This window comes from Streptomyces sp. CNT360 (assembly GCF_000424785.1).
This window is the reverse complement of record NZ_KE384244.1, coordinates 211049-235182: the sequence shown is the minus strand read 5'-3', so window position 1 is coordinate 235182 and position 24134 is coordinate 211049. Positions and strand designations below refer to the sequence as shown.

21 protein-coding genes and 1 tRNA gene are annotated in these 24134 nt (G+C 70.9%); 11 read left to right on the top strand and 11 right to left on the bottom strand.

The genetic code is table 11. The annotated features are described in order from the left end of the window. Window positions 1-56: 56 nt before the first annotated feature. Both H297_RS0128735 and H297_RS0128730 read left to right on the top strand, forming a co-directional pair. Window positions 57-1613, top strand: coding sequence for an MFS transporter (locus H297_RS0128735; protein WP_027739868.1), 1557 nt, complete (start codon window positions 57-59; stop codon window positions 1611-1613). Between the two features lie 541 nt (window positions 1614-2154). After that, window positions 2155-3171: a sigma-70 family RNA polymerase sigma factor gene (locus H297_RS0128730; protein WP_027739867.1), complete on the top strand. Its 1017-nt coding sequence runs from the start codon at window positions 2155-2157 to the stop codon at window positions 3169-3171. Window positions 3172-3375: 204 nt separating this feature from the next. Here H297_RS0128730 and H297_RS38945 read toward each other — a convergent pair whose 3' ends face one another. Then, window positions 3376-4512, bottom strand: coding sequence for a P1 family peptidase (locus H297_RS38945; protein WP_078514753.1), 1137 nt, complete (start codon window positions 4510-4512; stop codon window positions 3376-3378). Between the two features lie 47 nt (window positions 4513-4559). Here H297_RS38945 and H297_RS0128720 point away from each other — a divergent pair, with 47 nt between their 5' ends. Beyond that, window positions 4560-4760: a hypothetical protein gene (locus H297_RS0128720; protein WP_027739866.1), complete on the top strand. Its 201-nt coding sequence runs from the start codon at window positions 4560-4562 to the stop codon at window positions 4758-4760. Between the two features lie 49 nt (window positions 4761-4809). Here H297_RS0128720 and mscL read toward each other — a convergent pair whose 3' ends face one another. The 6 genes from mscL to H297_RS0128690 all read right to left on the bottom strand — a co-directional run bounded on the left by mscL (window position 4810) and on the right by H297_RS0128690 (window position 11103). After that, on the bottom strand, window positions 4810-5385 hold the full coding sequence (gene mscL / locus H297_RS0128715) for a large conductance mechanosensitive channel protein MscL (RefSeq protein ID WP_027739865.1): 576 nt from the start codon (window positions 5383-5385) through the stop codon (window positions 4810-4812). Window positions 5386-5559: 174 nt separating this feature from the next. Then, window positions 5560-5967 (bottom strand): hypothetical protein, encoded by a 408-nt coding sequence (locus tag H297_RS0128710; RefSeq protein ID WP_486589709.1) that lies wholly within the window; start codon window positions 5965-5967, stop codon window positions 5560-5562. A gap of 414 nt (window positions 5968-6381) precedes the next feature. Then, the gene (locus H297_RS0128705) at window positions 6382-7218 is read right to left on the bottom strand and encodes an S-methyl-5'-thioadenosine phosphorylase (RefSeq protein WP_027739863.1); all 837 of its coding nucleotides are present in this window, start codon (window positions 7216-7218) and stop codon (window positions 6382-6384) included. 112 nt (window positions 7219-7330) lie between these two features. Further along, window positions 7331-7693, bottom strand: a complete 363-nt coding sequence (locus H297_RS0128700; RefSeq protein ID WP_027739862.1) for an FmdB family zinc ribbon protein — start codon at window positions 7691-7693, stop codon at window positions 7331-7333. A 67-nt stretch (window positions 7694-7760) separates the two neighbouring features. After that, the gene (locus H297_RS38940; protein WP_078514784.1) at window positions 7761-9146 is read right to left on the bottom strand and encodes an MFS transporter; all 1386 of its coding nucleotides are present in this window, start codon (window positions 9144-9146) and stop codon (window positions 7761-7763) included. Between the two features lie 448 nt (window positions 9147-9594). After that, the gene (locus H297_RS0128690) at window positions 9595-11103 is read right to left on the bottom strand and encodes a potassium/proton antiporter (RefSeq protein ID WP_078514747.1); all 1509 of its coding nucleotides are present in this window, start codon (window positions 11101-11103) and stop codon (window positions 9595-9597) included. A gap of 355 nt (window positions 11104-11458) precedes the next feature. On the opposite strand from H297_RS0128690, the gene H297_RS0128685 reads away from it, so the two are divergent. Continuing rightward, on the top strand, window positions 11459-14317 hold the full coding sequence (locus tag H297_RS0128685; RefSeq protein WP_027739860.1) for a penicillin acylase family protein: 2859 nt from the start codon (window positions 11459-11461) through the stop codon (window positions 14315-14317). A 63-nt stretch (window positions 14318-14380) separates the two neighbouring features. On the opposite strand, the gene H297_RS0128680 is transcribed toward H297_RS0128685, so the two are convergent. Next, a complete protein-coding gene (locus H297_RS0128680; RefSeq protein WP_027739859.1) occupies window positions 14381-15004 on the bottom strand; it encodes a 5-formyltetrahydrofolate cyclo-ligase in 624 nt (207 codons plus the stop codon). A gap of 167 nt (window positions 15005-15171) precedes the next feature. Here H297_RS0128680 and galU point away from each other — a divergent pair, with 167 nt between their 5' ends. The 7 genes from galU to H297_RS0128645 all read left to right on the top strand — a co-directional run bounded on the left by galU (window position 15172) and on the right by H297_RS0128645 (window position 21191). Beyond that, entirely contained in the window at window positions 15172-16074 is a 903-nt protein-coding gene (gene galU, locus H297_RS0128675) for a UTP--glucose-1-phosphate uridylyltransferase GalU (protein ID WP_027739858.1), read from the top strand. Window positions 16075-16077: 3 nt separating this feature from the next. Continuing rightward, window positions 16078-17424, top strand: coding sequence for a molybdotransferase-like divisome protein Glp (glp, locus tag H297_RS0128670; protein ID WP_027739857.1), 1347 nt, complete (start codon window positions 16078-16080; stop codon window positions 17422-17424). 66 nt (window positions 17425-17490) lie between these two features. Continuing rightward, a complete protein-coding gene (gene moaC / locus H297_RS0128665) occupies window positions 17491-17997 on the top strand; it encodes a cyclic pyranopterin monophosphate synthase MoaC (RefSeq protein WP_027739856.1) in 507 nt (168 codons plus the stop codon). Next, complete coding sequence (locus H297_RS38935; protein WP_051352256.1) at window positions 17994-18584, top strand: MogA/MoaB family molybdenum cofactor biosynthesis protein; 591 nt, start codon at window positions 17994-17996, stop codon at window positions 18582-18584. Before moaC ends, H297_RS38935 begins: the two co-directional genes overlap by 4 nt. After that, complete coding sequence (locus tag H297_RS0128655) at window positions 18581-19210, top strand: GNAT family N-acetyltransferase (protein WP_027739855.1); 630 nt, start codon at window positions 18581-18583, stop codon at window positions 19208-19210. Before H297_RS38935 ends, H297_RS0128655 begins: the two co-directional genes overlap by 4 nt. Window positions 19211-19373: 163 nt before the next feature. Beyond that, the gene (locus H297_RS0128650; RefSeq protein WP_027739854.1) at window positions 19374-21026 is read left to right on the top strand and encodes a gephyrin-like molybdotransferase receptor GlpR; all 1653 of its coding nucleotides are present in this window, start codon (window positions 19374-19376) and stop codon (window positions 21024-21026) included. Between the two features lie 91 nt (window positions 21027-21117). Further along, window positions 21118-21191, top strand: a tRNA-Ala gene (locus H297_RS0128645). 72 nt (window positions 21192-21263) lie between these two features. Here H297_RS0128645 and H297_RS0128640 read toward each other — a convergent pair. From H297_RS0128640 to H297_RS0128630, 3 genes are read right to left on the bottom strand one after another with little or no spacing between them, the layout of a single operon-like run. Beyond that, window positions 21264-22520, bottom strand: coding sequence for a site-specific integrase (locus H297_RS0128640; RefSeq protein WP_199787276.1), 1257 nt, complete (start codon window positions 22518-22520; stop codon window positions 21264-21266). Continuing rightward, entirely contained in the window at window positions 22508-22720 is a 213-nt protein-coding gene (locus H297_RS0128635) for an excisionase family DNA-binding protein (RefSeq protein WP_027739852.1), read from the bottom strand. Before H297_RS0128635 ends, H297_RS0128640 begins: the two co-directional genes overlap by 13 nt. Then, on the bottom strand, window positions 22717-24057 hold the full coding sequence (locus H297_RS0128630) for a replication initiator (protein ID WP_078514745.1): 1341 nt from the start codon (window positions 24055-24057) through the stop codon (window positions 22717-22719). The genes H297_RS0128635 and H297_RS0128630 overlap by 4 nt, the downstream gene beginning before the upstream one ends. Window positions 24058-24134 lie beyond the last annotated feature (77 nt).

The window sequence follows — 24134 nt, the reverse complement described above, 5'->3', positions numbered from 1 at the left end:
ATCACGCCCGCTCGCGCCCAATTTTTCGTACTCGATGCCAAGAGATAGGCACATCCATGCCAGAAACACCCGCCCCGGCCGTCACCGAGGCCGGAGCCGACCCGAGACGGTGGAAGGCCCTCGCCTTCATCGCCATCGCGCAGCTCATGGTCGTCCTCGACGCGACGATCGTGAACATCGCGCTTCCTTCGGCCCAGTCCGACCTGGGCATATCCGACGCCAACCGGCAGTGGGTCATCACCGCCTACGCCCTGGCCTTCGGCGGGCTGCTGCTCTTCGGCGGTCGCATCGCCGACATGTGGGGGCGTAAGCGCGCCTTCGTGACCGGCCTTGTCGGCTTCGCCGCCGCCTCCGCCATCGGCGGGGCGGCCACCGGCGAGATGATGATGCTGGCGGCCCGCGCCCTGCAGGGTGCTTTCGGCGCGCTGCTCGCTCCCGCCGCGCTGTCCCTGCTGGCGGTGATGTTCACCGACGGCAAGGAGCGCGCCAAGGCCTTCGGCATCTACGGCGCCATCGCGGGCGGTGGCGGCGCCATCGGTCTGATCCTCGGCGGTGTCCTGACCGAGTACCTGGACTGGCGCTGGACCTTCTACGTCAACGTTCCGTTCGCGGTCATCGCCGCGCTCGGTGCCGTGAGCGCCATCCGCGAGCCGGCCGAGACCCGCAACCGCTCGGCGCTCGACATCCCCGGCGTCATTCTCTCCACGCTGGGCCTGGTGTCGCTCGTGTACGGGTTCACCCGGGCCGAGACGGACGGCTGGAGCGACGGCGGCACCATCGGCATGTTCGTCGCCTCCGGCGCGCTGCTGCTCGCCTTCGCGGTGGTCGAGGCCAAGGTGCGGGCCCCCCTGCTGCCGCTGCGCGTGGTGACCGACCGGAACCGTGGCGGGGTCTACCTGTCGCTGGGCCTTGCGACCATCGCGATGTTCGGGCTGTTCCTGTTCCTGACCTACTACCTGCAGGTCGTCAAGGGGTACTCGCCGGTGCGCACCGGTGTGGCCTTCCTGCCGATGGTGGCGGGGATGATCACCGGGTCGACGCAGATCGGTGCACGGCTGATGACCCGGGTGCCTTCCCGGCTGCTGATGATGCCCGGGTTCCTGGTGGCCGCGGTGGGCATGCTGCTGCTCACCCAGCTGGAGGTCGGCAGCTCCTACCCGGCGCTCATCCTGCCGGCCGAGGTGCTGCTGGGCCTCGGTCTGGGTACGGCGTTCATGCCCGCGATGTCCCTGGCCACCCACGGTGTGCGATCGAGTGACGCGGGTGTCGCCTCCGCGATGGTCAACACCTCGCAGCAGGTGGGCGGCGCCATCGGCACGGCACTGTTGAACACCATCGCCGCCAGCGCCACCACCTCCTACGTGGCCGCGCACGTCGCCGAGGCCACCAGCAAGTCCTCGCAGCAGATGCTGAAGCTGGAGGCCATGGTGCACGGCTACACCTCCGCGATCTGGTGGGCCGTGGGCATCCTGCTCGTGTCCGCTGCGATCGTGGCCGTGTTCGTGAACGCCCGCGGCCAGAGCGGCCAGGCTCCCAACAGGGCGGCCGAGGGCGACGCCGTGAGCGACGACATCGGTGGCGAGCCCGAGCCGGTACTGGTGGCGATGCACTGACCCGTCGGGCGCCCGGACGGGACGGCGCCTGACCCCGATGGGGGAGGACGACGTCGACCGGGACGGCCACGGATCTCCGAGCGGTCCCCGTACCCCGCCGGGTACGGGGACCGCTCCGTCGTGCGGGGCACCCGAAGACGCGGGGCGCGCACAGAGACGTACGGGTCACCCACAGTGCTGCCCGCGCGGGTGATCACGGCATGAACACATGGCCGGTAAAAGATCACGCAACCAAGTCGGCGCCACATCCGTCTCAACAGGTGACGGGCGGTCGAGGATGACGCCCGCGCAGCACCCGCACGGGGATCGTGAGGGCTGTCGAGAACCTTCTGCACCGCTCTGACCAGGCAGGAAAGCGTTCCGTCACCGCCCACCCCCGTTTCTGTGGCGGCACAGGGTACTGCATGATCCGAAAAATGTTGCGCGAGTTGGGAATTTAGTCCGGTTTCCAGCCGTTGAGATCTATGCAAGGCGGGCACTCGGGGAGTGTCCGAGCCAGCCACCAGGCCAAAGTTTCAAGTCCACTCGCAAGGGAGCACGCATGGCAACCCGTGCCGTCGCCCGTCGTCGGGAGAACACCAACGGGGTCTCCGACACGGCAAGCAGTGTTCGCACCGCTGGCAGCGAAGTCGCGGACCGCGACCTGGTCGGCATGTATCTCGACGAGATCGCCCGGACTCCGCTGCTGGACGCTGAGAAGGAGGTCGAGCTCTCTCTCGCCATCGAGGCGGGCGTCTACGCCAGGCGGATCCTGGACGGACTCGAGCAGCCCGTAGCCGATGACTCCCCCAGTGCCACCGCGGACCGTGAGGAGCTGGAAGCGGTCGTCGCCGAGGGGGAGCGGGCCAAGGACGTCTTCATCCGCTCCAACCTCCGTCTCGTGGTCGCCGTGGCCCGGCGCTATCCGCGCAGCGGCTTGCCCCTGCTGGACCTGATCCAGGAGGGCAACGCCGGCCTCGTGCGCGCTGTGGAGAAGTTCGACTACACCAAGGGATTCAAGTTCTCCACCTACGCGACATGGTGGATCCGCCAGGCCATCACCCGTTCCATCGCCGACCAGTCCCGCACCATCCGGCTGCCCGTCCACCTCGTGGAGGAGCTGGGCCGCATACGCCGTGTGCAGCGCGAGTTCAACCGTGAGCACGGCCGCGACCCGGAGCCGGGCGAGGTCGCCGCGGAGCTGAACTCCACGGCGGAGCGCGTCACGGACGTCCTGGACTGGGCACGCGACCCGGTCAGCCTGAACATGTCGGTGGATGACGAGGGGGAGACCCAGTTCGGTGACCTGCTTGAGGACACCTCGGCAGACTCCCCTGAACAGTCCGTGCTCACGGTGCTGCGCAGGGAGGAGCTGGAGGACCTCATCAGCAGGCTCGACGACCGCACCGCCTCGATCATCAAGGCCCGTTACGGCATGGTCGACGGCCGTGAGCGCACGCTCACCGAGGTCGGCAAGCAGCACGGTCTCACTCGCGAGCGCATCCGCCAGATCGAGAAGCACGCGCTTTTGGAACTGAAGAAGATGGCCCATGACACGGGCTTCGACGAAGCGGCGTGATCCCGGCTCCCCGAGCCCGCCGCCGTCGTTGCCCCCTTGGACGAGCCCCGGTGCCTACCCCCGAGCGCCGGGGCTCTTCGCTGTCCGCCGCCGTACCGAGCAGCGCCGCGAGCCCCCTCACCCAGCACAGGGCGGCTGCCGCGCCGTGACGGCCCGCCGCGGCCGCGCTCACGGCCTTCTTCGTCAGGAGCCTCACGAGCGCGGTCAGGAACCGTCCGGGTCCGCTCCGCGCCGATCCGAGGCAGCCTTGCCGTACAACTCGCTGTAGGCGGGAAACACCCCGCCCGGCCCGTCGACGCCATGAGCGGCCCGCACCGCCTTGACGACAGCCCGGGTCACCACCTCGGCCCCCGCTGCCAGGACGTCGTTGAACTCGCCCTCGGCCATCCCCCGTTGCGTCGTGGACAGCGCGAAGGCCGTGTCGCCGTCGTGCATGAGGTGCAGGGGGCGCACCGCTCGCGCCAGCCCGTCGTGGGCACTGCCTGCCAAGCGCTGTGCCTGCGGCCGGGTCAGCACCGCGTCGGTGCCGACCACCACCAGCGTCGTGTTCAGGGGCGGGAGGAGTGTTCCCGCTGAGCGGCGGGCCGTCTCCCGCTGAGCCTCCGTGCGCCGACGCTCGGCCGCTGCGTGGACCGTTGGGTCGGGCAGGGGGGCGGAGCGGCTCGGGGGATCGCCCCACAGTGCGCCCGACACCGGGTCGGTCGCCGAGCCCGCCGCGTTCAGGGCGACCAGGGCGCCGACCGTGATGCCCGAGGGCAGCCGCGTGCTCGCCGTGCCTGTCCCTCCCTTGAGGCCGCCGACCACAGCTCCTGTTCCGGCACCGGCACATCCCTGCGCCACAGCGGCCCCCGGTTCCGTCGCGGCTGCTGCTGCCACCGCTTCGCGGCCCAGGGCCGCGTCCGGCCGGGCGTTCCACCGGCCCCCGCGGCCGAGGTCGAAGAGTACGGCTGCCGGCACCACCGGCACCACCTGCGACGGCTCGGCCCCCACGGGCACCCCGTGCCCCTGTTCCTCCAGCCAGCTCATCACCCCCGAGGCGGCGTCCAGGCCGAACGCGCTTCCGCCGCTCAGGACGACGGCGTGCACCCGTTCCACCAGGTTGCGCGGGTCCAGTGCGTCCGTCTCGCGAGTCCCCGGGGCCCCGCCCCGGGCATCCACTCCCGCGACGGCGCCCTCCTTCGGGGGCAGCACCACCGTCGTGCCGGTCAGCCACCCGTCGTCGGTCCGCTGTGCGTGACCCACCCGCAGGCCGGGAACGTCCGTCAGCGCGTCCCGGATGTCTGCCTGGCTCGGCGGCGCCGGGGAGGTGCCGGGCTGTTGTGCGTGCTGAGTCCTCTCCATGCGGCATCCATACCAGTCGGGGTACGGCAGCGCCGTAGGCTTGAGGCATGAGCGTCGAACCGCAGTCCTCCGCACGATCGACACCGCCGCGTGAGGCGGCGGCTTCGATCGTCTTCGACGACCCCCTCGGCCGTCCGGCCGGGGACGACACCGACCGTGGCTGGGGCGAGGGCGGACGTGGCGAGGGGCAGGGCCCGGACGCCGACCTCGCACGCTTCCTCGACGAGAAGCCGCCCCACCACCTCTGAACCTGCTGCCCGCGTCGCGGCGTCGAGGGGGTCCGGGAGCCGGGTCCGGTTATTTCTGCGTGTCGACACCACCGCCGCGCTGCGGTCCGACCGAGGCGTCGGAACCAGCGGCGGATCCGGGCCCGGAGGCGTCGGATGCTGCGTCGGCCGTGCCGTCGAGGCCGCCGGTGCGCTGGGCGATCAGCTCGTCGCGGATCTCCGTGAGCAGCTCGATGTCCGTCTTGGCAGCCTCCAGCGGGCCCGCCTTCGCTGCCTGCCGCTCCTTGTACTTGTTCATCGGCAGGATCATGAGGAAGTACACGACCGCTGCAGTGATCAGGAAGGTGAGCGTGGCGCTCAGCACCGGGCCCCAGTTGATCAGGATGCCCTGGCCCACCACCTCCCCTGCCGAGTCGACCTCGCAGGAACCCTTCAGGCACGAGTGGTACTCGTCCAGATCCTGGGTGCCGATGGCGCCGACCAGCGGATTGATGAACCCCTTCACGACAGCGTCGACGATCTTGCTGAAGGCCGCTCCGACGACGACGGCAACGGCCAGCTCGACCACGTTGCCGCGCAGCAGGAATTCCTTGAAGCCTGCGAAGACGCCCTTCTTGGCGGGTGCGGGTGCGGGTGGGTTGCTCAACGAACTGCCTCTTCCAAAACCATGTGACGACGCTGACTGCGAGCGGCAGACCCAGGGCGCACGGGCCCCAGGGCAGTGCCCGTAAGCGGGACCGACCGGTCGCCTGCCCCCGTCCCCAGTGGTCCATGCACGGGGCGCCGGTGCCCCCGCGGAGGGGCGTCGGCTGCGGACGGCTCAGCACAGGGCCACCGCCATCGTGGACCCGGCCGCGGCACCGGCGAGGGCGGCCGCAGTGCGCCGGGGTACGACGACCACGATCAACGCCCCTTCGGCCTCGCCCGAGACAGTGTCGTCGGACTTCGGCACCTGGGCCACTCGGGCGCCGCCGGCGACGATGCGGGCGGCGTGCCCCTTCGAGTCGCTCGCCAGCACATCGACACGGTCACCAGGGCGCAGCAAGTGCGCCGTTGCCGGGTCGGCGATGCGGACGGGCGCCGAGACCGGAGATGCCTCGGCGCCCCGCGCCGTGAGGGAACTCTCAGTCCTGTGCCGTCCCGCACCGTTTGGATCCGGCCGCCCGTCGGCGGGCGCGGGGCCGCTGCCGGTGAAGGCGGCCAGCCCCGCCGCGGTGACAGCCAGCACGGCGCAGAACACTCTGCGCCGCCCGAGCGCCCCTCGGGACGGCCGACGGCCGCGTCCAGCGCGGACGGGCGGGAAGTCGGGCACCGGCGCTCGCGGCCGTGTACGCGGGGGAAGCGGAGGAAAACGCCGCGGAACGGGGCTCCAGGGCTGCGGCTCCGGGTTCCAGGAGCGGGATCGGGACAACGACGTTCACCACCAGCCATCGGGCGAGGAGACCGCCTGGTCGCGGCCCTCTGCGACGAGAGTGGACCGCTTCGCGGGATCCTGCTGACCAGCCCGGAAAACTGTGGAGGACCGGCCGGTTGTGGACAACTCCGTCACCCGTGCGAGCGTTTCCCGCCCGGTGAGCAGCGGCGCAGCGCTGGAAAAAGGAGAAGAGGGGAGAAAAGGGGAGAAGAGGAAAAGGGGAGTGCGTCAGGGGAGCGTGATCCCCGGCTCCTGGCCCCCCAACGCCGCCCCGCACTCGCACTTTCGTTCGTCGGCGGCCGGCAGTTCGCGGACCGCGTCGAAGAGAACCTCGCGCAACCGCCCGATGTTCTGCCCGAACACCCGCAGCACCTCTTCGTGCGAGACGCCCTCGCCGGCCTCCGCACCCGCATCCAGATCCGTGACCAGGGCCAGCGAGGAGTAGCACAGCTCCAGCTCACGGGCGAGGACCGCCTCGGGGTGCCCCGTCATGCCGACCACGGACCAGCCCTGAGCGGCGTGCCAGCGGGATTCGGCGCGGGTCGAGAAGCGCGGGCCCTCGATGACGCACATGGTGCCGCCGTCGACCGCCTGCCAGCCCTGCCCGCGGGCCGCCCGCAACGATGCCTGGCGCCCCGCCTCGCAGTAGGGGTCGGCGAAGGTGACGTGGAGGACGTTGGGGATGCTGCCGTCAGCCAGCGGCTCCCCGTCGTAGAAGGACTGCTGCCGCGTCTTCGTGCGGTCCACGAGCTGGTCCGGAACCACGAGCGTGCCCGGTCCGTACTCCGGCTGCAGACCCCCGACCGCGCAGGGGGCGACGATCTGCCGCACTCCTACGGAACGCAGCGCCCACATGTTGGCGCGGTAGTTGATGCGGTTGGGCGGCAGGTGATGGCCACGGCCGTGCCGGGGGAGGAAGGCCACCGTGCGGCCGGCGGTCTCCCCCAGGAAGAGGGAGTCGCTCGGCGGCCCGTAGGGGGTCCGGACAGTGACCTCCCTCACGTCGTCGAGGAAGGAGTAGAACCCGGAACCGCCGATGACGCCGATCTCTGCCTGTTCGCTCATGCGGTCACCCTACGGGCGGCTGCCTTGCGAACGGCAGGGAAAGAGCGGGCCCGGAACCGGGCCCGCTCACACAGGGCGGAAGGGTGCCGGAAGCACCGGCGGGCTAGCCGCCTCAGGCCGAAGTGGAGGCCTTGGCGGTGCTCTTGCTGTCGCTCTTGCCGGAGGACTTCGACTCCGAGGAGGACGACCCGCTGGACGAGCCGGAGGACGACGAGTCCGAGGAACTCTTGGAGTCGCCGCCGCTCTTGCCGGAGGAGTCGGAGGAGGCGCTGGAGGACGAGCTGCTGCTCGAAGAGGAGCTGCGGCTGTCGTTGCGGTAGAAGCCGGAGCCCTTGAAGACGACGCCGACGGCCGAGAAGACCTTCTTCAGGCGCCCCTCGCAGGTCGGGCACTCGGTCAGCGAGTCGTCCGTGAACTTCTGCACCACCTCGAGGCCCTCGCCGCACTCGGTGCACTGGTACTGGTAGGTCGGCACGTTCTTCCTCCTGGCACTCTCACTCGTTGAGTGCTAACAACGCTCCATAGTGCAGCATTCCCGCGCGTCAGTCCACTGGGACCGTCGTTCGGTGTCCGGGCCCGCGCGCTGCGACGCGTCCGCCGTGCGGCGGGTGCAGGGCCTTGCGGAAGGCGAACAGCACCAGGAGGGCGAGGCCCGTGCCGGTCATCGGTGCGAGGAAGCCGGCGCCGGCGCCCGAGTGGTCGGCCAGTTGCCCGGCCACCGTCGACCCCGCCGCCTGCCCCAGCGCGACGGCACCCGTCAGCCAGGTGAAGGCCTCCGTACGGGCGCCCGCCGGCACCAGCGTCTCGATCAGCGTGAAGCAGGTGATCATGCACGGGGCCACGCAGAGCCCGACGAGTGTCCCCAGCGCGCCCAGCAGGACCGCCCACGGACCGAGCTGGGCGACGAGCGCGATCAGCACGGCGGCGGCCACCAGGGCCGGGTACGCGGTGAGCAGCCGCGTCTGCGGCCCCCGCTTCCAGCGGACGGCGCCCACGGCGACGGCTGCGAGCATGTTCCCGGCGGCGAAGGCGCCGTACATCACGCCGTTGATCCCGGGCTGCCCGATCGACTCGGTGAACGCCGTCAGCGAGACCTGCATGCCGCCGAAGACCATGCCGATACCGAGGACTGCCGCGACCAGCACCCGGGTTCCCGGAACGGCCAGTGCGGAAGAGGCCCGCTCGTCACCGCCGGGGAGGGCGTCCGTCCCGCCGGCACCGTGGGCGCGCGCCAGTGCGGGCTGGGTGCGGCGCTGCGCGGCGAAGACCAGCCCGCCCACGAGGGAGACCGCCGCCTCCGCGACGAGTCCGGCTGCCGGGTGCACCCCGGTGCACAGAGCGGTGGCGAGCACCGGGCCGACGACGAAGGTGAACTCGTCCGTCACCGACTCGAAAGCGGCTGCCGTGTTCATCAACGGGGTGCCCTGCAGACGCGCTGCCCAGCGGGCTCGCACCATGGGGCTGATCTGAGGCGCTGTCGCTCCGGCGGGCACCGCCGCGACGAACAGCGCCCACAGCGGTGCGTCGAGCAGAGCGACCGAGATCAGCACGCCGATGGTGAGCGCATGCAGAAAGACCTGCGGGAAGAGGACGGCGCCTTGGCCGAACCGGTCGGCCAGTTTGCCGCTCTGGGGTGCGATGAGGGCCATGGAGATGCCCGCAGTCGCCGAGACGGCGCCGGCCAGCCCGAAGGAGCCGGTCGTGTGCTCCACGAGCAGCACGATGCTGATGGTGAGCATCGCGTACGGCTGGCGGGCGAGAAATCCGGGCAGCAGGAAGGACCAGGCGCCCTCTGTGCGCAGGAGCCGTCCGTACCCGGGCCGTTCGGCGGGCCGGGACTGCTGGTGGTCGGACTGTGTCCGACTCCGGTGCGTCTCCTCGGCGGGTGTGTGCTCGGGGAGCGCGCGTCCGGTCCGCGTGTGCTCGATGCGGGGATGCTCGGTCGGTGGGTGCTCGGTCCGTGTGTGCTTGTCGTGCCGGGTGGCCGGGGATTCCACGGCCGGGCCTTTCTGCCGCCTGGTAGCGCGTTCAGGGTGACGCGCCGAGAGCTGTCCTCTCGCGCAGGACCGGGGTAGATACCCGGTCCGGTGCGGGGTGGGCTGTCCGGACCGTGGCCGCCGAGCGGTCGCGCCAGCTCTGCTTCAGGCAGAGTCGGGTAAAACTGTCCTGTCCGGTATGAGGATAACGGCCGAGGCCGGTTCCTGGTGAAACGCGGCAGGAGCACACCAGCGGCACCCGTCCCCCTCGGAGCAACGCCTGCGCCCCCGTGCTCCCCGGTCTCCTCGCGGGCGCACCAGTGCGTCACGGGGCCCCGCTCGCTCCCCGGTGGACCGCGCAGCCCCCGCACCGCCGAACGGCTGCCGTACCCGCTGTGCCTCAGCTCCGCAGCGCCGTGCTCCCTCCGGCCCCCAGCCAGCCGGCGAGCTTGCCGCCGCGGCTGACCGACAGCAGACGCCGTTCGGCGGCGTCGCGCACCTGGTCGGTGGCGACGACCAGCAGTTCGTCTCCCTGCCGCAGCATGGTGGAGGGCAGCGGTACGAAGCTGGTGCCGTCCCGTACCACCAGGGTGACGGCGGAGCCCTGGGGGAGCCTGAGTTCGGCGACCTCGACGCCGTGCATCCGGGAGGACTGCGGAATGGCCACGGACAGCAGGTGTCCGCGCAGCCGTTCCAGGGGTGCGGATTCGATGTCCACGTCGGCGGTCTCGTCGCTCTCGTTCAGCCGGAGTTTCCGCGCCAGCCAGGGAAGCGTGGGCCCCTGGAGCACGGTGAAGACGACGACGAGGACGAAGACGATGTTGAAGATGCGCTGACTGCCCTCGACGTCGGCGACCATGGGGATCGTCGCCAGCACGATGGGTACGGCGCCGCGCAGGCCCGCCCAGGAGAGCAGCACCTTGTCCCGCGGGCGCAGCTTGAACCCCGCCAGGCACAGGAAGACCGAGAGCGGGCGGGCGACCAGTGTCAGGGCCAGTCCGACGAGCACCGCCGGCCAGAAGTCCTTCCACAGGTTGTGCGGAGTGACCAGCAGCCCCAGGAGCACGAAGAGCCCGATCTGTGCCATCCATGCGACGCCGTCCGCGAACCCCCGTACGGCAGGGCGGTGCGGCAGCTTGCTGTTTCCGAGGATGAGAGCGGCGACGTACACGGACAGGAAACCCGAACCGTGCGCCATGGAGCCACCGGCGTACGCCAGGACGCAGAGCGCGAGCACGGCGATGGGGTAGAGCCCGGAGGAGGGCAGTGCCACATGGCGCATGCCCAACTCGCCGAGCTTGCCCACGGCCAGGCCGACGACCAGGCCGATGGCGAGCTCCATGACGATCTCTCCGAGCAGGAAGTACCACGGGTGGTGCACGGAGTCGAGCGTGGAGAAGGTGGCCACCAGCAGCACGACGGGCGCGTCGTTGAAGCCGGATTCGGCCTCCAGGACGCCGGTGAGCCGGCTGGGCAGCGGCACCCTGCGCAGCACGGAGAAGACCGCGGCGGCGTCCGTGGAGGAGACCACGGCGCCCATCAGGAGCGAGGGCTGCCAGGCGAGACCGACCAGGTAGTGCGCGGCGAGTGCTGTGACGGAGACGCTCACCGCGACACCGAAGGTCGACAGCACGGCTGCGGCGGGAACGGCGGGCCGGATCTCGCGCCACTTCGTGCCGAGGCCGCCCTCGGCGAGGATCACCACGAGGGCCGCGTATCCGAGGACTTGGGTCAGCGCGGCGTCGGAGAAGCCGAAGCCGATGCCGTCCTGCCCTATGGCGACGCCGATCCCCAGGTAGACCAGCAGGCTGGGCAGCCCGCTGCGGCTGGAGAGGCGTACCGCCGCCACGGCGATGAGCAGGACGAGGGCGCTGAAGAGCAGTAGCTGGTTGAGGCTGTCGACGGTCAGGGCACGGTCCTCTCTTCCAAAGCTTGCTCCTGGGCGTGCGTGAGCGAGGGAGCTGTCTGTGCGGGCTGGTCTCTGATGTCCTCCTGACGCTTTCCTGACGAGTTCTTAACGCCCTGCCCATAGGGGTGGGTGGCTCTCGGACGGCTGTCCGGAAGCCTCTAGTTCGTTTGGGTAGCTAACAATTTACCATCGCTTGAACAAGCCGTCGGAGGAAATCCGTCGTTGCCCTCGGCGGGCTCCGTTGTGGGTGACTCGCTGTCCGGGCTCACAGAGGGGCGGCCTATGGTTGCTCCGTACGGATCGACGCCCTCCGGTCCCCTCTGCCAAGGTCCACCCTGCCCCTCGAAGGACAGCGATGCCCGCCAAGAAGACCTCGCGACGCGCCCGCCTCATCGTGATCGTCGTCGTGCTGCTGCTCGTGGCAGGTATCGGCGGTGGTACGTACTGGGGCATCAGCACCGTGCGCGACTCCTTCCCGCAGACGACCGGCACGCTCAAACTCAAGGCGCTGCAGGCGCCGGTGAGTGTGAAGCGGGACAGTAGCGGCATTCCGCAGATCTACGCGGACAACTCGGCGGATCTCTTCCTCGCCCAGGGGTACGTGCAGGCGCAGGACCGCTTCTGGGAGATGGACGTCCGCCGCCACATGACCTCCGGACGCCTCTCCGAGATGTTCGGCGCCGACCAGGTGGAGACCGACGCCTTCCTGCGCACCCTGGGGTGGCGCCGGGTGGCCGAGAAGGAGTACAAGCAACTCCCCGCCCGGACCAAGGAGTTCCTGAAGGCCTACTCCGCGGGGGTCAACGCCTACCTCAAGGACCACAAGGGCTCGGCGCTCTCCGTCGAGTACGCGGCACTCGACCTGGGCGGCAAGGACTACAAGCCCACCCGCTGGGACCCGGTCGACTCGGTGGCCTGGCTCAAGGCGATGGCATGGGACCTGCGCGGCAACATGTCGGACGAGATCGACCGCGCGATGATGACCAGCAGGCTGGACAAGGACAAGATCGAGGAGCTGTACCCGGAGTACCCGTACGAGAGGAACAAGCCGATCGTCGACCACGGAGGCGTCGACCCGGTCTCCAAGAAGTTCGATCCGAAGGCCGAGGACGGCAGTACCGCCGACCAGGGTGAGGCCGCCGGCGGCGGCGCGGGCACCGGTACGGGGAACGATCTGGCCACGGACTCCGGGTCCGAGACCGGAGCGGGCGGTGAGAGCGCCTCTGACGGCCTCGCAGGCGGTGGGACGGGCTCCGGCTCCTCCGGGACCGTAAACGGCCCGGAGGGGGCCGGTGAGGCCGCTTCAGGTGCCAGTACGCAACTCGGCGAGGTAGCCCGGAAGCTGGACAGCATCCCCGGCTCGCTCGGACCCAACGGCAGCGGTATCGGCTCCAACTCCTGGGTGGTGTCCGGCAAGTACACGACGACCGGCAAGCCGCTGCTCGCCAACGATCCGCACCTGGCACCGCAGCTGCCGTCCGTCTGGTACCAGATGGGCCTGCACTGCCGGTCGGTCGACAAGTCCTGCCCCTACGACGTCTCCGGCTTCACCTTCTCGGGAATGCCGGGCGTGGTCGTCGGCCACAACCAGAAGATCTCCTGGGGCCTGACCAACCTGGGCGCCGACGTGACCGACCTCTACCTGGAGAAGGTCAAGGACGGGCACTACCTCTACGACGGCAAGGAGGTGCCCTACCGCACCCGCGAGGAGACCCTCAAGGTGGCCGGCGGCAAGGACCGCACCATCACCGTCCGCGAGACCAACAACGGCCCGATCGTCTCGGACCGGGACAAGGAGCTGCGCAAGGTCGGCGACAAGTCCCCTGTGGGCAACGCGGCTCCCGACCGCGGCGACGGCTACGCGGTCTCCCTCCGGTGGACGGCACTGGAACCGTCGAAGACCATGGACGCGGTCTTCCAGCTCAACCGGGCGCAGGACTTCCCGGAGTTCCGCAAGGCGGCCCGCGACTTCGCCGTCCCCTCCCAGAACCTCGTCTACGCCGACACCAAGGGCAACATCGGCTACCAGGCGCCCGGGCGCATTCCGGTGCGCGGCAAGGGCGACGGGCGTTACCCGGCACCCGGCTGGGACTCCCGCTACCGGTGGAAGAGCTACATCCCCCAGCGCGCCCTGCCGTGGGAGTACAACCCCGAGCGGGGTTACATCGTGACGGCCAACCAGGCCGTCGTGGACCGGAAGAAGTACCCCTACAGGCTGACCGACGACTGGGGCTACGGGGCGCGCAGCCAGCGGATCAACGACCTCATCCAGTCGAAGACCAAGGACGGCGGAAAGATCTCCATGAAGGACATGGAGAGCATGCAGATGGACAACAGCAGCGAGATCGCCAAGCTGCTGGTGCCCTATCTGCTGAAGATCGACGTCAAGGACAAGTACGTACGGGACGCGCAGAAGCTGCTGGAGGGCTGGGACTACACCCAGGACTCCGACTCGGCGTCGGCCGCCTATTTCAACGCCGTCTGGCGCAACCTGCTCACGCTCGCGTTCGGGGACAAGCTCCCCAAGGAGCTGCGGGTCGAGGGCGACTGCCAGTACGTGGCGCCCTCGGACGACTCCGGCCCGGTGGACGACCTGAGCGGGGCGGACCGCCTGGTGCGCGAGTGCGGCCAACGCTCGCCCGACGCCGCGCAGCCCGACGGGGGCGACCGCTGGTTCGAGGTCGTACGCAAGCTCCTCAAGCACCCCGACAGCCACTGGTGGAAGACCCGCGGCACGGTGCAGCGGGACGGCGACAAGAACCGCGACGAGCTGCTGGCGCACGCCATGAAGGACGCCCGTTGGGAGCTGACCTCCAAGCTGGGCAAGGACATCGACACCTGGAGCTGGGGCCGGCTGCACCGGCTGATGCTCAAGAACCAGACCCTCGGCACCGAGGGCCCGGGTGCGGTCCAGTGGCTCCTCAACCGTGGCCCGTGGGACCTGAGCGGCGGCGAGGCGGCCGTCAATGCGACCGGTTGGAACGCGGCAGGCGGGTACGACGTGACATGGGTGCCCTCGATGCGGATGGTCGTCGACCTGAGCAACCTGGACAACTCCAGGTGGATCAACCTGACCGGCGCCTCCGGGCACGCCTACAACGGGCACTACACCGACCAGACCGACAAGTGGGCCAGGGGGGAGTTCCTCGACTGGCCCTACAGCGAGAAGGCGGTCGGCAAGGCCACGGAGGACCAGATGGCCCTCACCCCGTGAGCGGCGCGGCCCGGGTGCCGCATCCGCGCCGGGGCCGCTTCCGGCTCGTGAGCGGGTGACGGCTCAGGTCCCGCTCCGGGGGCCGGCGTCGAGGCGGACCACTCCGCCGGGCGTCACCGCGGTGGGCACCCGCCGGTCGTGGGCTTCGCCGTCGATGTGGTCGACCACTTCGCCGTCGTACAGCAGCACCGCGCACGCGGGCTGCGAGCCGGAGGCCGCCAGCCGGGCGAGCACCCGGTCGTAGCACCCGGCGCCGCGGCCCAGCCGCAGCCCGCGCCGGTCGACGGCCAGCCCGGGCAGCAGGACGGCGTCGGCGCGGGTGACCGCCTCCGGGCCGAGTCGCGCTCCGGTGGGCTCCAGCAGCCCGCGCCCCGCCGCCAGCAGGTGCCCCGGTCCCTCGTACGGGGCCCAGTCGAGGTCGTTGTCGGGCAGCAGGACGGGTAGCAGCAGACGCACGGCGCGGTCGCTCAGCGCCTGGAGCAGGGGACCGGTGCCCGGCTCGCTGCCGACCGAGACGTAGGCGGCGACCGTACGGGCCGTGCCGAGTTCGGGCAGGGCGAGGACACGCCGGGCGAGCGCCTCGGCGGCCTCCTGCCGGTCATCCGGCGTCAACGTCCTCCTCACCGCCAGGACGCTGCGGCGCAACTCGCGCTTCCTACTGTTGCCGGCGATCTCGGGCTCGCGCATGGCGGGTCTCGTCCTCCTGGTCCTTCTGTACCGCCGACAGCGGAACAGATGCGCCGTACGGATGCTCGCAACGGGTCCACACAGCAGGCCTGCGAAGCGCAACAAACCACGCGAAAACCATGTGGACCCTTATCTTCTGGATCAATTGAGCGGTTATGGTGCGGGACATGACTTCTCCCCGCACCCGGATCACCAAGGCAGTCATCCCCGCCGCCGGCCTGGGCACGCGCTTCCTGCCCGCGACGAAGGCCACGCCCAAGGAGATGCTCCCGGTCGTCGACAAGCCCGCGATCCAGTATGTCGTCGAGGAGGCCGTGGCAGCCGGGCTGCCCGACGTCCTCATGGTCACCGGCCGCAACAAGCGGCCCCTGGAGGACCACTTCGACCGCAACTACGAACTCGAACAGGTACTGCGCGACAAGGAGGACGACGGAAAGCTCGCCCGGGTCCAGGAGTCCAGCGACCTCGCCACCATGCACTACGTGCGCCAGGGCGACCCCAAGGGGCTGGGACACGCCGTCCTGTGCGCGGCCCCGCACGTGGGGAGCCAGCCCTTCGCGGTCCTGCTGGGTGACGACCTGATCGACCCGCGCGACCCCCTGCTCTCCCGCATGCTGGAGGTGCGGGAGGAGCGCGGTGGCAGCGTCATCGCGCTCCTGGAGGTCGACCCGGGCAGCATCCACCTGTACGGCGCCGCCGCGGCGAGCCCCACCTCCGACAGCGACGTCGTCCGCGTCTCCGACCTGGTCGAGAAGCCCTCCAGCGAGCAGGCGCCCAGCAATCTGGCCATCATCGGCCGCTACGTGCTCGACCCGGCCGTCTTCGACGTCCTCAGCAAGACGCAGCCCGGCAGGGGCGGCGAGATCCAGCTCACCGACGCGCTCCAGGCACTGTCCGCGGACGAGTCCCTGGGCGGTCCGGTGCACGGCGTAGTCTTCGGCGGACGCCGCTACGACACCGGGGACCGGGGAGACTACCTGCGAGCCATTGTCCGACTCGCATGCGAACGTGAGGACCTTGGCCCGGAGTTCCGGGAGTGGCTGCGTGGTTACGTCACCGAGGAGATGTAAGCCTTGAGCAAGACCTGGTCCGTCGACGAGCACCTGGATGACGTTCTCCGCAGCGTCCGCCCGCTGGATCCCATCGAGCTGAACCTGCTGGACGCCCAGGGCTGCGTCCTGGTCGAGGACGTCGTCGTCCCCGCGGCCCTCCCGCCGTTCGACAACAGCTCCATGGACGGGTACGCCGTACGGATCGCCGACGTCGAGGGGGCCAGCGAGGAGTTCCCCGCCGTCCTCGGCGTCATCGGTGACATCGCCGCCGGCAGTTCCGACCTGCCCACGGTCGCGTCCGGGCAGGCGGCCCGCATCATGACCGGTGCGCCGCTGCCGCCGGGGGCCGAGGCCGTCGTCCCGGTCGAGTGGACCGACGGCGGTTCGGGCGAGGGCCCGGTGGACGCCATGCGGGCCCACGCCGCCGCACCGCAGGACGCCTCCGGGCAGGTACGCGTGCACCGTCCCGTCACCCCGCGGCAGCACGTACGGGCCAAGGGCAGCGACGTCCAGGTGGGCACGGTCGCGCTCCGGGCGGGCACGGTGCTGGGCCCCGCGCAGATCGGACTGCTCGGGGCAGTGGGCCGCGGGGCCGTCACCGTCCGGCCGCGCCCGCGCGTGGTGGTGCTCTCCACCGGCAGCGAACTGGTCGCACCGGGGGAGCCGTTGGGGCCCGGGCAGATCCACGATGCCAACAGCTTCGTCCTGACGGCGGCCGCCCGCGCCGCCGGAGCCATCCCCTACCGGGTGGGGGCGGTGGCCGACGACGCGGAGACGCTCCGCTCGACCATCGAGGACCAGCTCATCCGCGCCGACCTCCTGGTGACCAGCGGAGGCGTCAGCGTCGGCGCCTACGACGTCGTCAAGGAAGCCCTCTCCCACGTCGAGGCCTTCGGCAGGGACGAGGACGGCACACCGGTGGACGGTGCCGCCGACGCGGTCGAGTTCCGCCGGCTGGCGATGCAGCCGGGCAAACCCCAGGGCTTCGGCCTCATCGGGCCCGACCGCACACCCATCCTCACGCTGCCGGGCAACCCGGTGAGCGCGTACGTCTCCTTCGAGCTGTTCGTCCGTCCGGCGGTGCGGCGGCTCATGGGCCTGGAGCCCGTCAGCCGCCCCACCGTACGTGCCCGCCTGACCGGCGAGACGCCGCTGACCTCACCGGAGGGCAAGCGCCAGTTCCTGCGCGGCGCCTACACCCCGCCCGCAGGCGGGGACGAGGAGGAACTGGGGACGGTCAGCGCGGTAGGCGGTTCGGGGTCCCACCTGATCGCTGCGCTCGCCCAGGCGGACTCCCTCATCGACATCCCGGAGAACACCAGCCGGGTGGCGCCGGGGGAAGAAGTGACGGTGGTCCCTCTCGACTGACGTGGCGGACGGTCGTCTTGCTCCTGCCGGTACCGTGTCTGGGCACAGCACCGGACCGGGAGAACCATGACCAGCCCCCAGCAGCACCTCACCCACGTCGACGCGTCCGGGGCCGCGCGGATGGTCGACGTGTCGGAGAAGCACGTCACGGCGAGGACGGCCCGCGCCACCGGGCGCGTCCTCGTCTCCCCGCAGGTCGTCACCCTGCTGCGCGGCGAGGGCGTGCCGAAGGGGGACGCGCTGTCGACCGCCCGGATCGCCGGGATCATGGGCGCCAAGAAGACGCCCGAACTGATCCCGCTGTGCCACCCGCTCGCGGTCTCCGGGGTCGAGGTCGACCTGTCCGTGGCCGACGACGCCGTCGAGATCAGCGCACGGGTGAAGACCACCGACCGCACAGGTGTCGAAATGGAAGCACTCACAGCGGTCACGGTCGCGGGTTTGACGGTCATCGACATGGTGAAGGCCGTCGACAAGTCGGCGGCCATCACCGACGTCCGGGTGGAGGAGAAGAGCGGCGGCAAGTCCGGTGACTGGACACGCGAACCGCGCACCGGTGAGGAGGGCGCATGAGCGCTGCCCGACACGACGCAACCGGCAGGCCCGCCTACCGCGCTCTTGCTGTGACCGCCTCGAACCGTGCCGCGGCGGGGGTGTACGCGGACAAGGGCGGTCCCCTGCTGGTGGAGGGGCTGACGGCCATGGGGTTCGCCGCCGACGGGCCGACGGTGGTGCCCGACGGTGAGCCCGTCCGGCAGGCGCTGGAGGAAGCCGTACGGGCCGGATACGCGGTCGTTCTCACCACGGGCGGCACGGGGATCAACCCCACCGACCGCACCCCGGAGGTGACCCGCTCGCTCCTGGACCGTGAGATCCCCGGCATCGCCGAGGCCATCCGGGCCGAGGGCCGCGCCAAGGTCCCCACCGCGGCCCTGTCCCGGGGCGTGGCGGGTGTCGCGGGAGACACCCTGATCGTCAATCTGCCGGGCTCCACCGGGGGCGTCAGGGACGGATTGGCGGTGCTGGCGCAACTGCTGCCGCACGCCGTCGACCAGATCCACGGCGGAGACCATCCGCAGGCGGTCCCGCAGGGGCAGCCGTCCACCGAACCGGGGGCGTCCGAGCGGCCCGGTGAACCCAGAGGGGACGACCAGCGCTGAACGCGCCGTGGCCGGCTGAGCTGGCGGACGGTCCCACGGCCCTCCGTCCGATAAGACTGCGCGACCAGCGCGCCTGGCGCGAGGTCAACCAGCGCAACCGTGACTGGCTGCGCCCGTGGGAGGCCACGGTTCCTCCTCCGCCACCGGGCCATCTGCCGCCGCGCCGTCCCACCTTCCGTCAGATGGTGCGCCACCTGCGGGCCGAGGCGCAGGCCGGCCGCATGCTGCCGTTCGTGGTGGAGCACCAGGGGAGACTGGTCGGGCAGTTGACGGTGGCCGGCATCACCTGGGGGTCGATGTGTTCGGGGCACATCGGCTACTGGATCGACCATGCGGTCGCGGGCCGGGGCGTCATGCCGACCGCGGTGGCGCTCGCGGTGGACCACTGTTTCGGCGCGGTGGGGCTGCACCGTATCGAGGTGTGCATCCGGCCGGAGAACACTCCCAGCAGACGGGTCGTGGAGAAACTCGGCTTCCGTGAGGAGGGCGTCAGGCCGCGTTATCTGCACATCGACGGCGCCTGGCGCGACCATCTGGTGTTCGCGCTGACGGCGGAAGAGGTGCCGGGGGGACTGCTGGCCCGATGGCACCGTACGCGGCCCGGCCACTCCAGTGAAATGAAATAGGCGTTCGAATTGTGACCCGAAAAGCCGCCTCCCGGAATTCCTCGCCCATTTCCCCATGGATCGACCCGGCAATCACAAGAAAAGGTGGAGGGATCAGCCAGATCGTGCGACACACCGGGCTGTTTGGCAGATGGGCTCACGCGATCCCCTCTACCGTGTGAGGGTGAGCAGCAGTGGCCTCATCTACGCAGTCATCGTCGGGGCCTGGGCCGCCTACTTGGTGCCGATGTGGCTTCGCCGGCAGGACGAGCTGAACGAAGCGCGTCCGACGGAACGCTTCAGCACCGCCATCCGGCTGTTGTCCGGCAAGGCCGGCATGGAGCGTCGCTACGCGCGCAGTGCGGAGCGCCGCCGGATGCGTGAGGGGTGGGACGCGGACGATCCGTACGCGTCACCGGCCGGTACGGGCCCCTCCGCCGCGGACGGCACCGACGGTGGTTGCGCCGGTGACGACGAAGACGTGCACGGGAGCGACCCGGACGACGCCCGCCGAGCGGTGGACCTCCGGGCCTTCGCCGACCCCAAAACCATGGTCGCCGCACCCGGAATGGTCGCCGCACCCGGATCCGAAGCGCCGACCGAGGTGCACGTGCACGCGCAGCGCAGCCCTGCTCACCGTGACGCCCAGGACAGCCCTGCGCGCGACGGTCACCCGCACGACGGTGACGGGGCCGCGCCCGCAAGTGACGCCCACGCTCACCGGGCCGAGCGCGAGGGTGGGTTCGAGGACGAACATGCGGGGAACGACCGCCCCGGCCACGACCCGCGCGCCGCCTCCGCCGGGCAGGCCGCTCAGGCGCGTGCCGCCGCGCTGGCCGGACGGCGCGCCAAGCAGGCCAAGCGCGCCAAGCTGCTGGCGCGTCGGCGCCGTACGACCATGCTGCTGTTCCTGGCCTTCACCATCGGCAGCGTCGTCGCCGCCGTCGGCGGGGTCGCCCTGCTGTGGGTCCCGGCCGTTCCGGCCGGCCTGCTGAGCGTCTACATCGTCTACCTCCGGGTCCAGGAACGCCGCCGGTTCGCCCAGTCCATGGACCGGCGCCGCGCCGAGGAGGCCGCACGCACGCTGCACGCCCGACGGCGGCACGAGGACGCCGCCCCGCACGCCGAGGAGCGCCGGGCCGGTGCCCGGGAAGCCGACACCGAGCCCCGTCCCTCCGCCCACGCCGACCACACCGCGCCTGTCGGCCCTCCCGCGTCCGCCGGCCCTTCCGCTTCGGCAGCCCACGGGGAGCCGCACCGCGCCCGTACGGAGCGCCCCCGCGGCGTCCGCGGCGAGCCTTGCAGCGGGCGCGACGGCGACGGAGCCGACGGTACGCACCCCGAGGAGGGCACTCCTGCACGGAGGGGACAACAGGTCCACGGCGGCGAGCCGGGCCGAGACCATGCGGAAGCCGACCAGCACGAGGTCCGTGCCCCCCGCCGGAGCACGGCCCGCGGGCGCGAGGAGCAGGGCGCAGCGGAACGGCGTGCCCTCGTCGAGCAGACGGACCACGCCGAGTGGGTCGACCAGCAGCGCGCCCGGGACCGCGACTCCTCCGACGGAGAGGGCTGGGACCCCGTCCCGGTGCCGCTGCCCACCTACGTGAGCGCCCCTGTGGCCCCCCGCGCCACCCGCGGCGTCGACCTCGAGGCGCCCGACGCCTGGAGCTCCGCTCGCTCCAGCACGGCCTCGGCCCCGGATACGGAACCGCATACCGGTGACGGCGAGCCGGACGAGGGCGAGCCCTCGCGCTCCCGGCGGCCCCGCGAACGGAACCGCACCCCGCTCTTCGACCAGTACGAGAGCGAGGACCGCCCCCGCGCCGCCAACGAATGACCGCCCCACCGCCCACCCGCGCCCCTGTGACCAGCACAGGAACGGATTTCCTCCCGGCCCGGCGAGGATGCTAGAGTTTCACTCGTCGCAGGGGCCTGTGGCGCAGTCCGGTAGCGCATCTCGTTCGCAACGAGAGGGTCAGGGGTTCAAATCCCCTCAGGTCCACAGACGTCAGAGCCCCTGTCGGAGTCATCCGACAGGGGCTCTTTCTTGTCGTACAGCAGCGAAGTACAGCAACTACGGCGACTGTCCCTGATCGTCAGTGGCCCCGCCAAGGTGCTTGCCGAGCTTCCGCAGCGCCTTGCGCGTCTCCTCGGACGGCACGTGCGTGTAGACCTCCATCGTGATCGCGATCTTGCTGTGCCGGAGGATCTGCATGGCGATGCGCGGGTGGACGTCGAGGGCGGCGAGGAGCGACCCGCAGGTGTGCCGGGTGTCGTGCAGCCGGATCTTCCGCACCCCTGCCTTGGCCGACCGCGCGTCGAACTCCCGGTTGAAGTTCCTGGGCTCGATGGGCGTCCCGTAGCGGGTCGTGAACACGAAGTCGGATTCGGTCCACAGCTCGCCCGCCGCCTGCCGTGCCGCTTCCTGCGTCTTCTGCCGGAGCTGGAGCGCGGTGACGCAGATCTGGGGGAGGGGCAGCGTCGCCGTGGACGCCTCGGTCTTGGTCTCGTCGTGCACCAGGCGCCGGCTGATGCGCTGGAGCTGGCGGCCGACGGTCACCTCTCCGGCGTCGAGGTTCACGTCCTGCCACGACAGACCCAGCACCTCGCCCCGGCGGAAGCCGAGCACCAGGACCAGGACGTACGCGGGGTACAGCGGATCGCGCGCCTGCCGGGCCGCCTCCAGGAAGGTGCGTGCTTCCTCGACGGACCAGGGTTCGCGTCGCTGCTTGCGGCCGGACCGGACTTTGACGAGGGCAGCCACGTTCTTCGTGATCAGCTCCTCCGTCATGGCGTGGGTGAGGGCCGAGCGGAGGACCGCGCGAGCGTCGTTCACCGTGCGCCGGGAGGGGAGCCGCTTGCAGCACCGGCCGATGGCGCAGCAACGCTGCTCCTTGCGGATGCGGGCAGCGTCGAGACCACGGGCGCAGCAGCGGCACTGCTCCAGGGCCCGGTTCATCCACGTACGCACGTCGCGGACCGAGAGCTTGTCCAGCCGCTTGCCGCCCAGGCCAGGGATGAGGAAGAGACGGACGTGCAACTCGTACGTCTCGTACGTCTTGGGCTTGAGGTCCGGCCTCACGACCTCCCGGAGCCAGTACGTGAGGTACTGGGCGACCGTAGGGGAGTTGGTGGTGACCGGGCCCTTCTTGGCGTCGGCGTGGGCTCTGACCCACTTGTCGTGGACCTCGGGGCGGGTCTTGCCGTAGACGTACTTGCGCTTGCGTTTGCCGTCCGGGGTGGTGACCCAGACGTACGCGGCGAAGCCGCCGTTGCGGTAGGGGTAGATGGAGCCTTCGCCGTTGCCCCGCTTGCCGCTCATGCCGACCACCGCAGGGGTTCGGCGGTGTCGGTGGCGCAGCGTTCGATGAAGTCGTCCACCCAGGCCGGGAGGATGCGGCGGTTGCGGCCGACCTTGACTGAGCGGATCTCGCCGGTGAGGACGAGCATCTTGGTCTTGGACAGGCCGAAGCCGAGCATGGCGGCGACCTCGGCGGTGGTGTGCCACTTGGGCGTGATGGCCGTGGTCATCGGGCGTCGGCTCCTTCCGTGGTGGGGCCGGCTGGGGTGTCGGCGAGGGATGCGGACAGCCATTGCTCGGCTGGGGTGAGGCCCGTTCCCGTGTAGGTCCACTGGGCGAGGACGAGGGTGGTCTCCGAACCGTCCCTGTGCTGTGTGTCTTCGCCGCGTGCGAGCGCCGCTTGCAGGCGTTGCCACTCGGCACGGGCGGCGCGGAGAGCGCCGAGGGTGGTGGAGTAGCGGCGGGTCTTGGTGGAGAAGTGGCCCCGGAAGCCGAGCATGTGGGCCCAGGCGCGCAGGCGGAGGTGTTCCAGGTCCTTGCGGGCGCCCAGCGTCCAAGCGGTGCGGATGAGGCGTTCGGCGTGCGCGGGCAGGTCCATGCCTGCCAGTTCGGCGACGAAGCGCAGGCGGCGGTCCAGGGTGCCGGTGGCTGTCTCGGCGCCCTTGGTGGCGTACTTGGCGATGTAGGCGGCGACAGCGCGGTCGGTGAGGGTCTGGCCGCCGTCGAGGTCGGGGCCGTGGATGGTGCGGGTGTCGAGCTGGCGGCCGAAGGCGAAGGTGTGGGTGCGGCCGTCGAGGACCGGGCCGGGGGCGACGGCGCGGGATGCTGCGGTGCGGATGGCGTCGGTCAGCAGCTCGGCGGACGCCCAGTGCGGAGGACGGGAGTCTCCGCCTGCCGGGCCGTCGAGGCGGATGACGGCGTGGAAGTGGACGGCGCCGCGCTTCTGGTACTCGGCGACCTTGGCGAAGGAGACGCGGGCGCGTTCGGGGAGTTCGCGTTGGGTGAGTCCGGCGCGGCGGGCGATCTCGCGGCGCAGGTGGACGGTGAAGCGGCGCCAGAGCATGCCCGCGTGGGCGTTCCAGAGCACCGCGGATTCGTAGTCGTAGCGTTCCGGGTTGAGCGGTGTGCCCAACAGGCGGTCGCTGTCGGGGTGGTGGCGGCCGCAGCGGCAGGGGCGGGTGCCGGGGCGGTTGTGGACCGGGCCGAAGCTCGGTGCGGTGAATGTCGCGAAGACGCGCGGGTGCGTGGTGACTTCTTCCGGGGTGCCCTTGCCGCCGCGCAGTCCGGCGGTGATCAGGTGGAAGGTGTCGCGGCGGTAGGTCTCGGCGCAGGCCGCGCAGCGGGTGGTGCGGCGGTTGCCGCAGCGGACGAGGAGGTCACCGGCGGGCAGATCGCCCGAGTCGAGGCGGCGCAGGGCCGGGCCGATCTCGCCGGTGGTGGTGTCGAGGTGGTGTTCCGTGCGGTGGCCGGCCAGGCGGATGGGGCTGGTGCAGCCGCCCAGGCCGGAGAGCTGGCGGAGGATACCGGGCAGGGTGCCGGTCGCGGCCAGGTTGCTCAGTTCGTGCAGCGGGGCGGGGTCGGTGCGGGTGATGATGGTGCGTCTCCTTCTCGCGCGGAAGTTCGGGGAGGGGCCGGGCTGCCGGG

Excerpts from the sequence above, each read along its gene's own strand:
- H297_RS0128735 (WP_027739868.1), top strand. The coding sequence starts at position 57 with ATGCCAGAAACACCCGCCCCGGCCGTCACCGAGGCCGGAGCCGACCCG.
- H297_RS0128730 (WP_027739867.1), top strand. The coding sequence starts at position 2,155 with ATGGCAACCCGTGCCGTCGCCCGTCGTCGGGAGAACACCAACGGGGTC.
- H297_RS38945 (WP_078514753.1), bottom strand. The coding sequence starts at position 4,512 with ATGGAGAGGACTCAGCACGCACAACAGCCCGGCACCTCCCCGGCGCCG.
- H297_RS0128720 (WP_027739866.1), top strand. The coding sequence starts at position 4,560 with ATGAGCGTCGAACCGCAGTCCTCCGCACGATCGACACCGCCGCGTGAG.
- H297_RS0128705 (WP_027739863.1), bottom strand. The coding sequence starts at position 7,218 with ATGAGCGAACAGGCAGAGATCGGCGTCATCGGCGGTTCCGGGTTCTAC.
- H297_RS0128685 (WP_027739860.1), top strand. The coding sequence starts at position 11,459 with ATGCCCGCCAAGAAGACCTCGCGACGCGCCCGCCTCATCGTGATCGTC.
- H297_RS0128680 (WP_027739859.1), bottom strand. The coding sequence starts at position 15,004 with ATGCGCGAGCCCGAGATCGCCGGCAACAGTAGGAAGCGCGAGTTGCGC.
- galU (WP_027739858.1), top strand. The coding sequence starts at position 15,172 with ATGACTTCTCCCCGCACCCGGATCACCAAGGCAGTCATCCCCGCCGCC.
- moaC (WP_027739856.1), top strand. The coding sequence starts at position 17,491 with ATGACCAGCCCCCAGCAGCACCTCACCCACGTCGACGCGTCCGGGGCC.
- H297_RS38935 (WP_051352256.1), top strand. The coding sequence starts at position 17,994 with ATGAGCGCTGCCCGACACGACGCAACCGGCAGGCCCGCCTACCGCGCT.
- H297_RS0128635 (WP_027739852.1), bottom strand. The coding sequence starts at position 22,720 with ATGACCACGGCCATCACGCCCAAGTGGCACACCACCGCCGAGGTCGCC.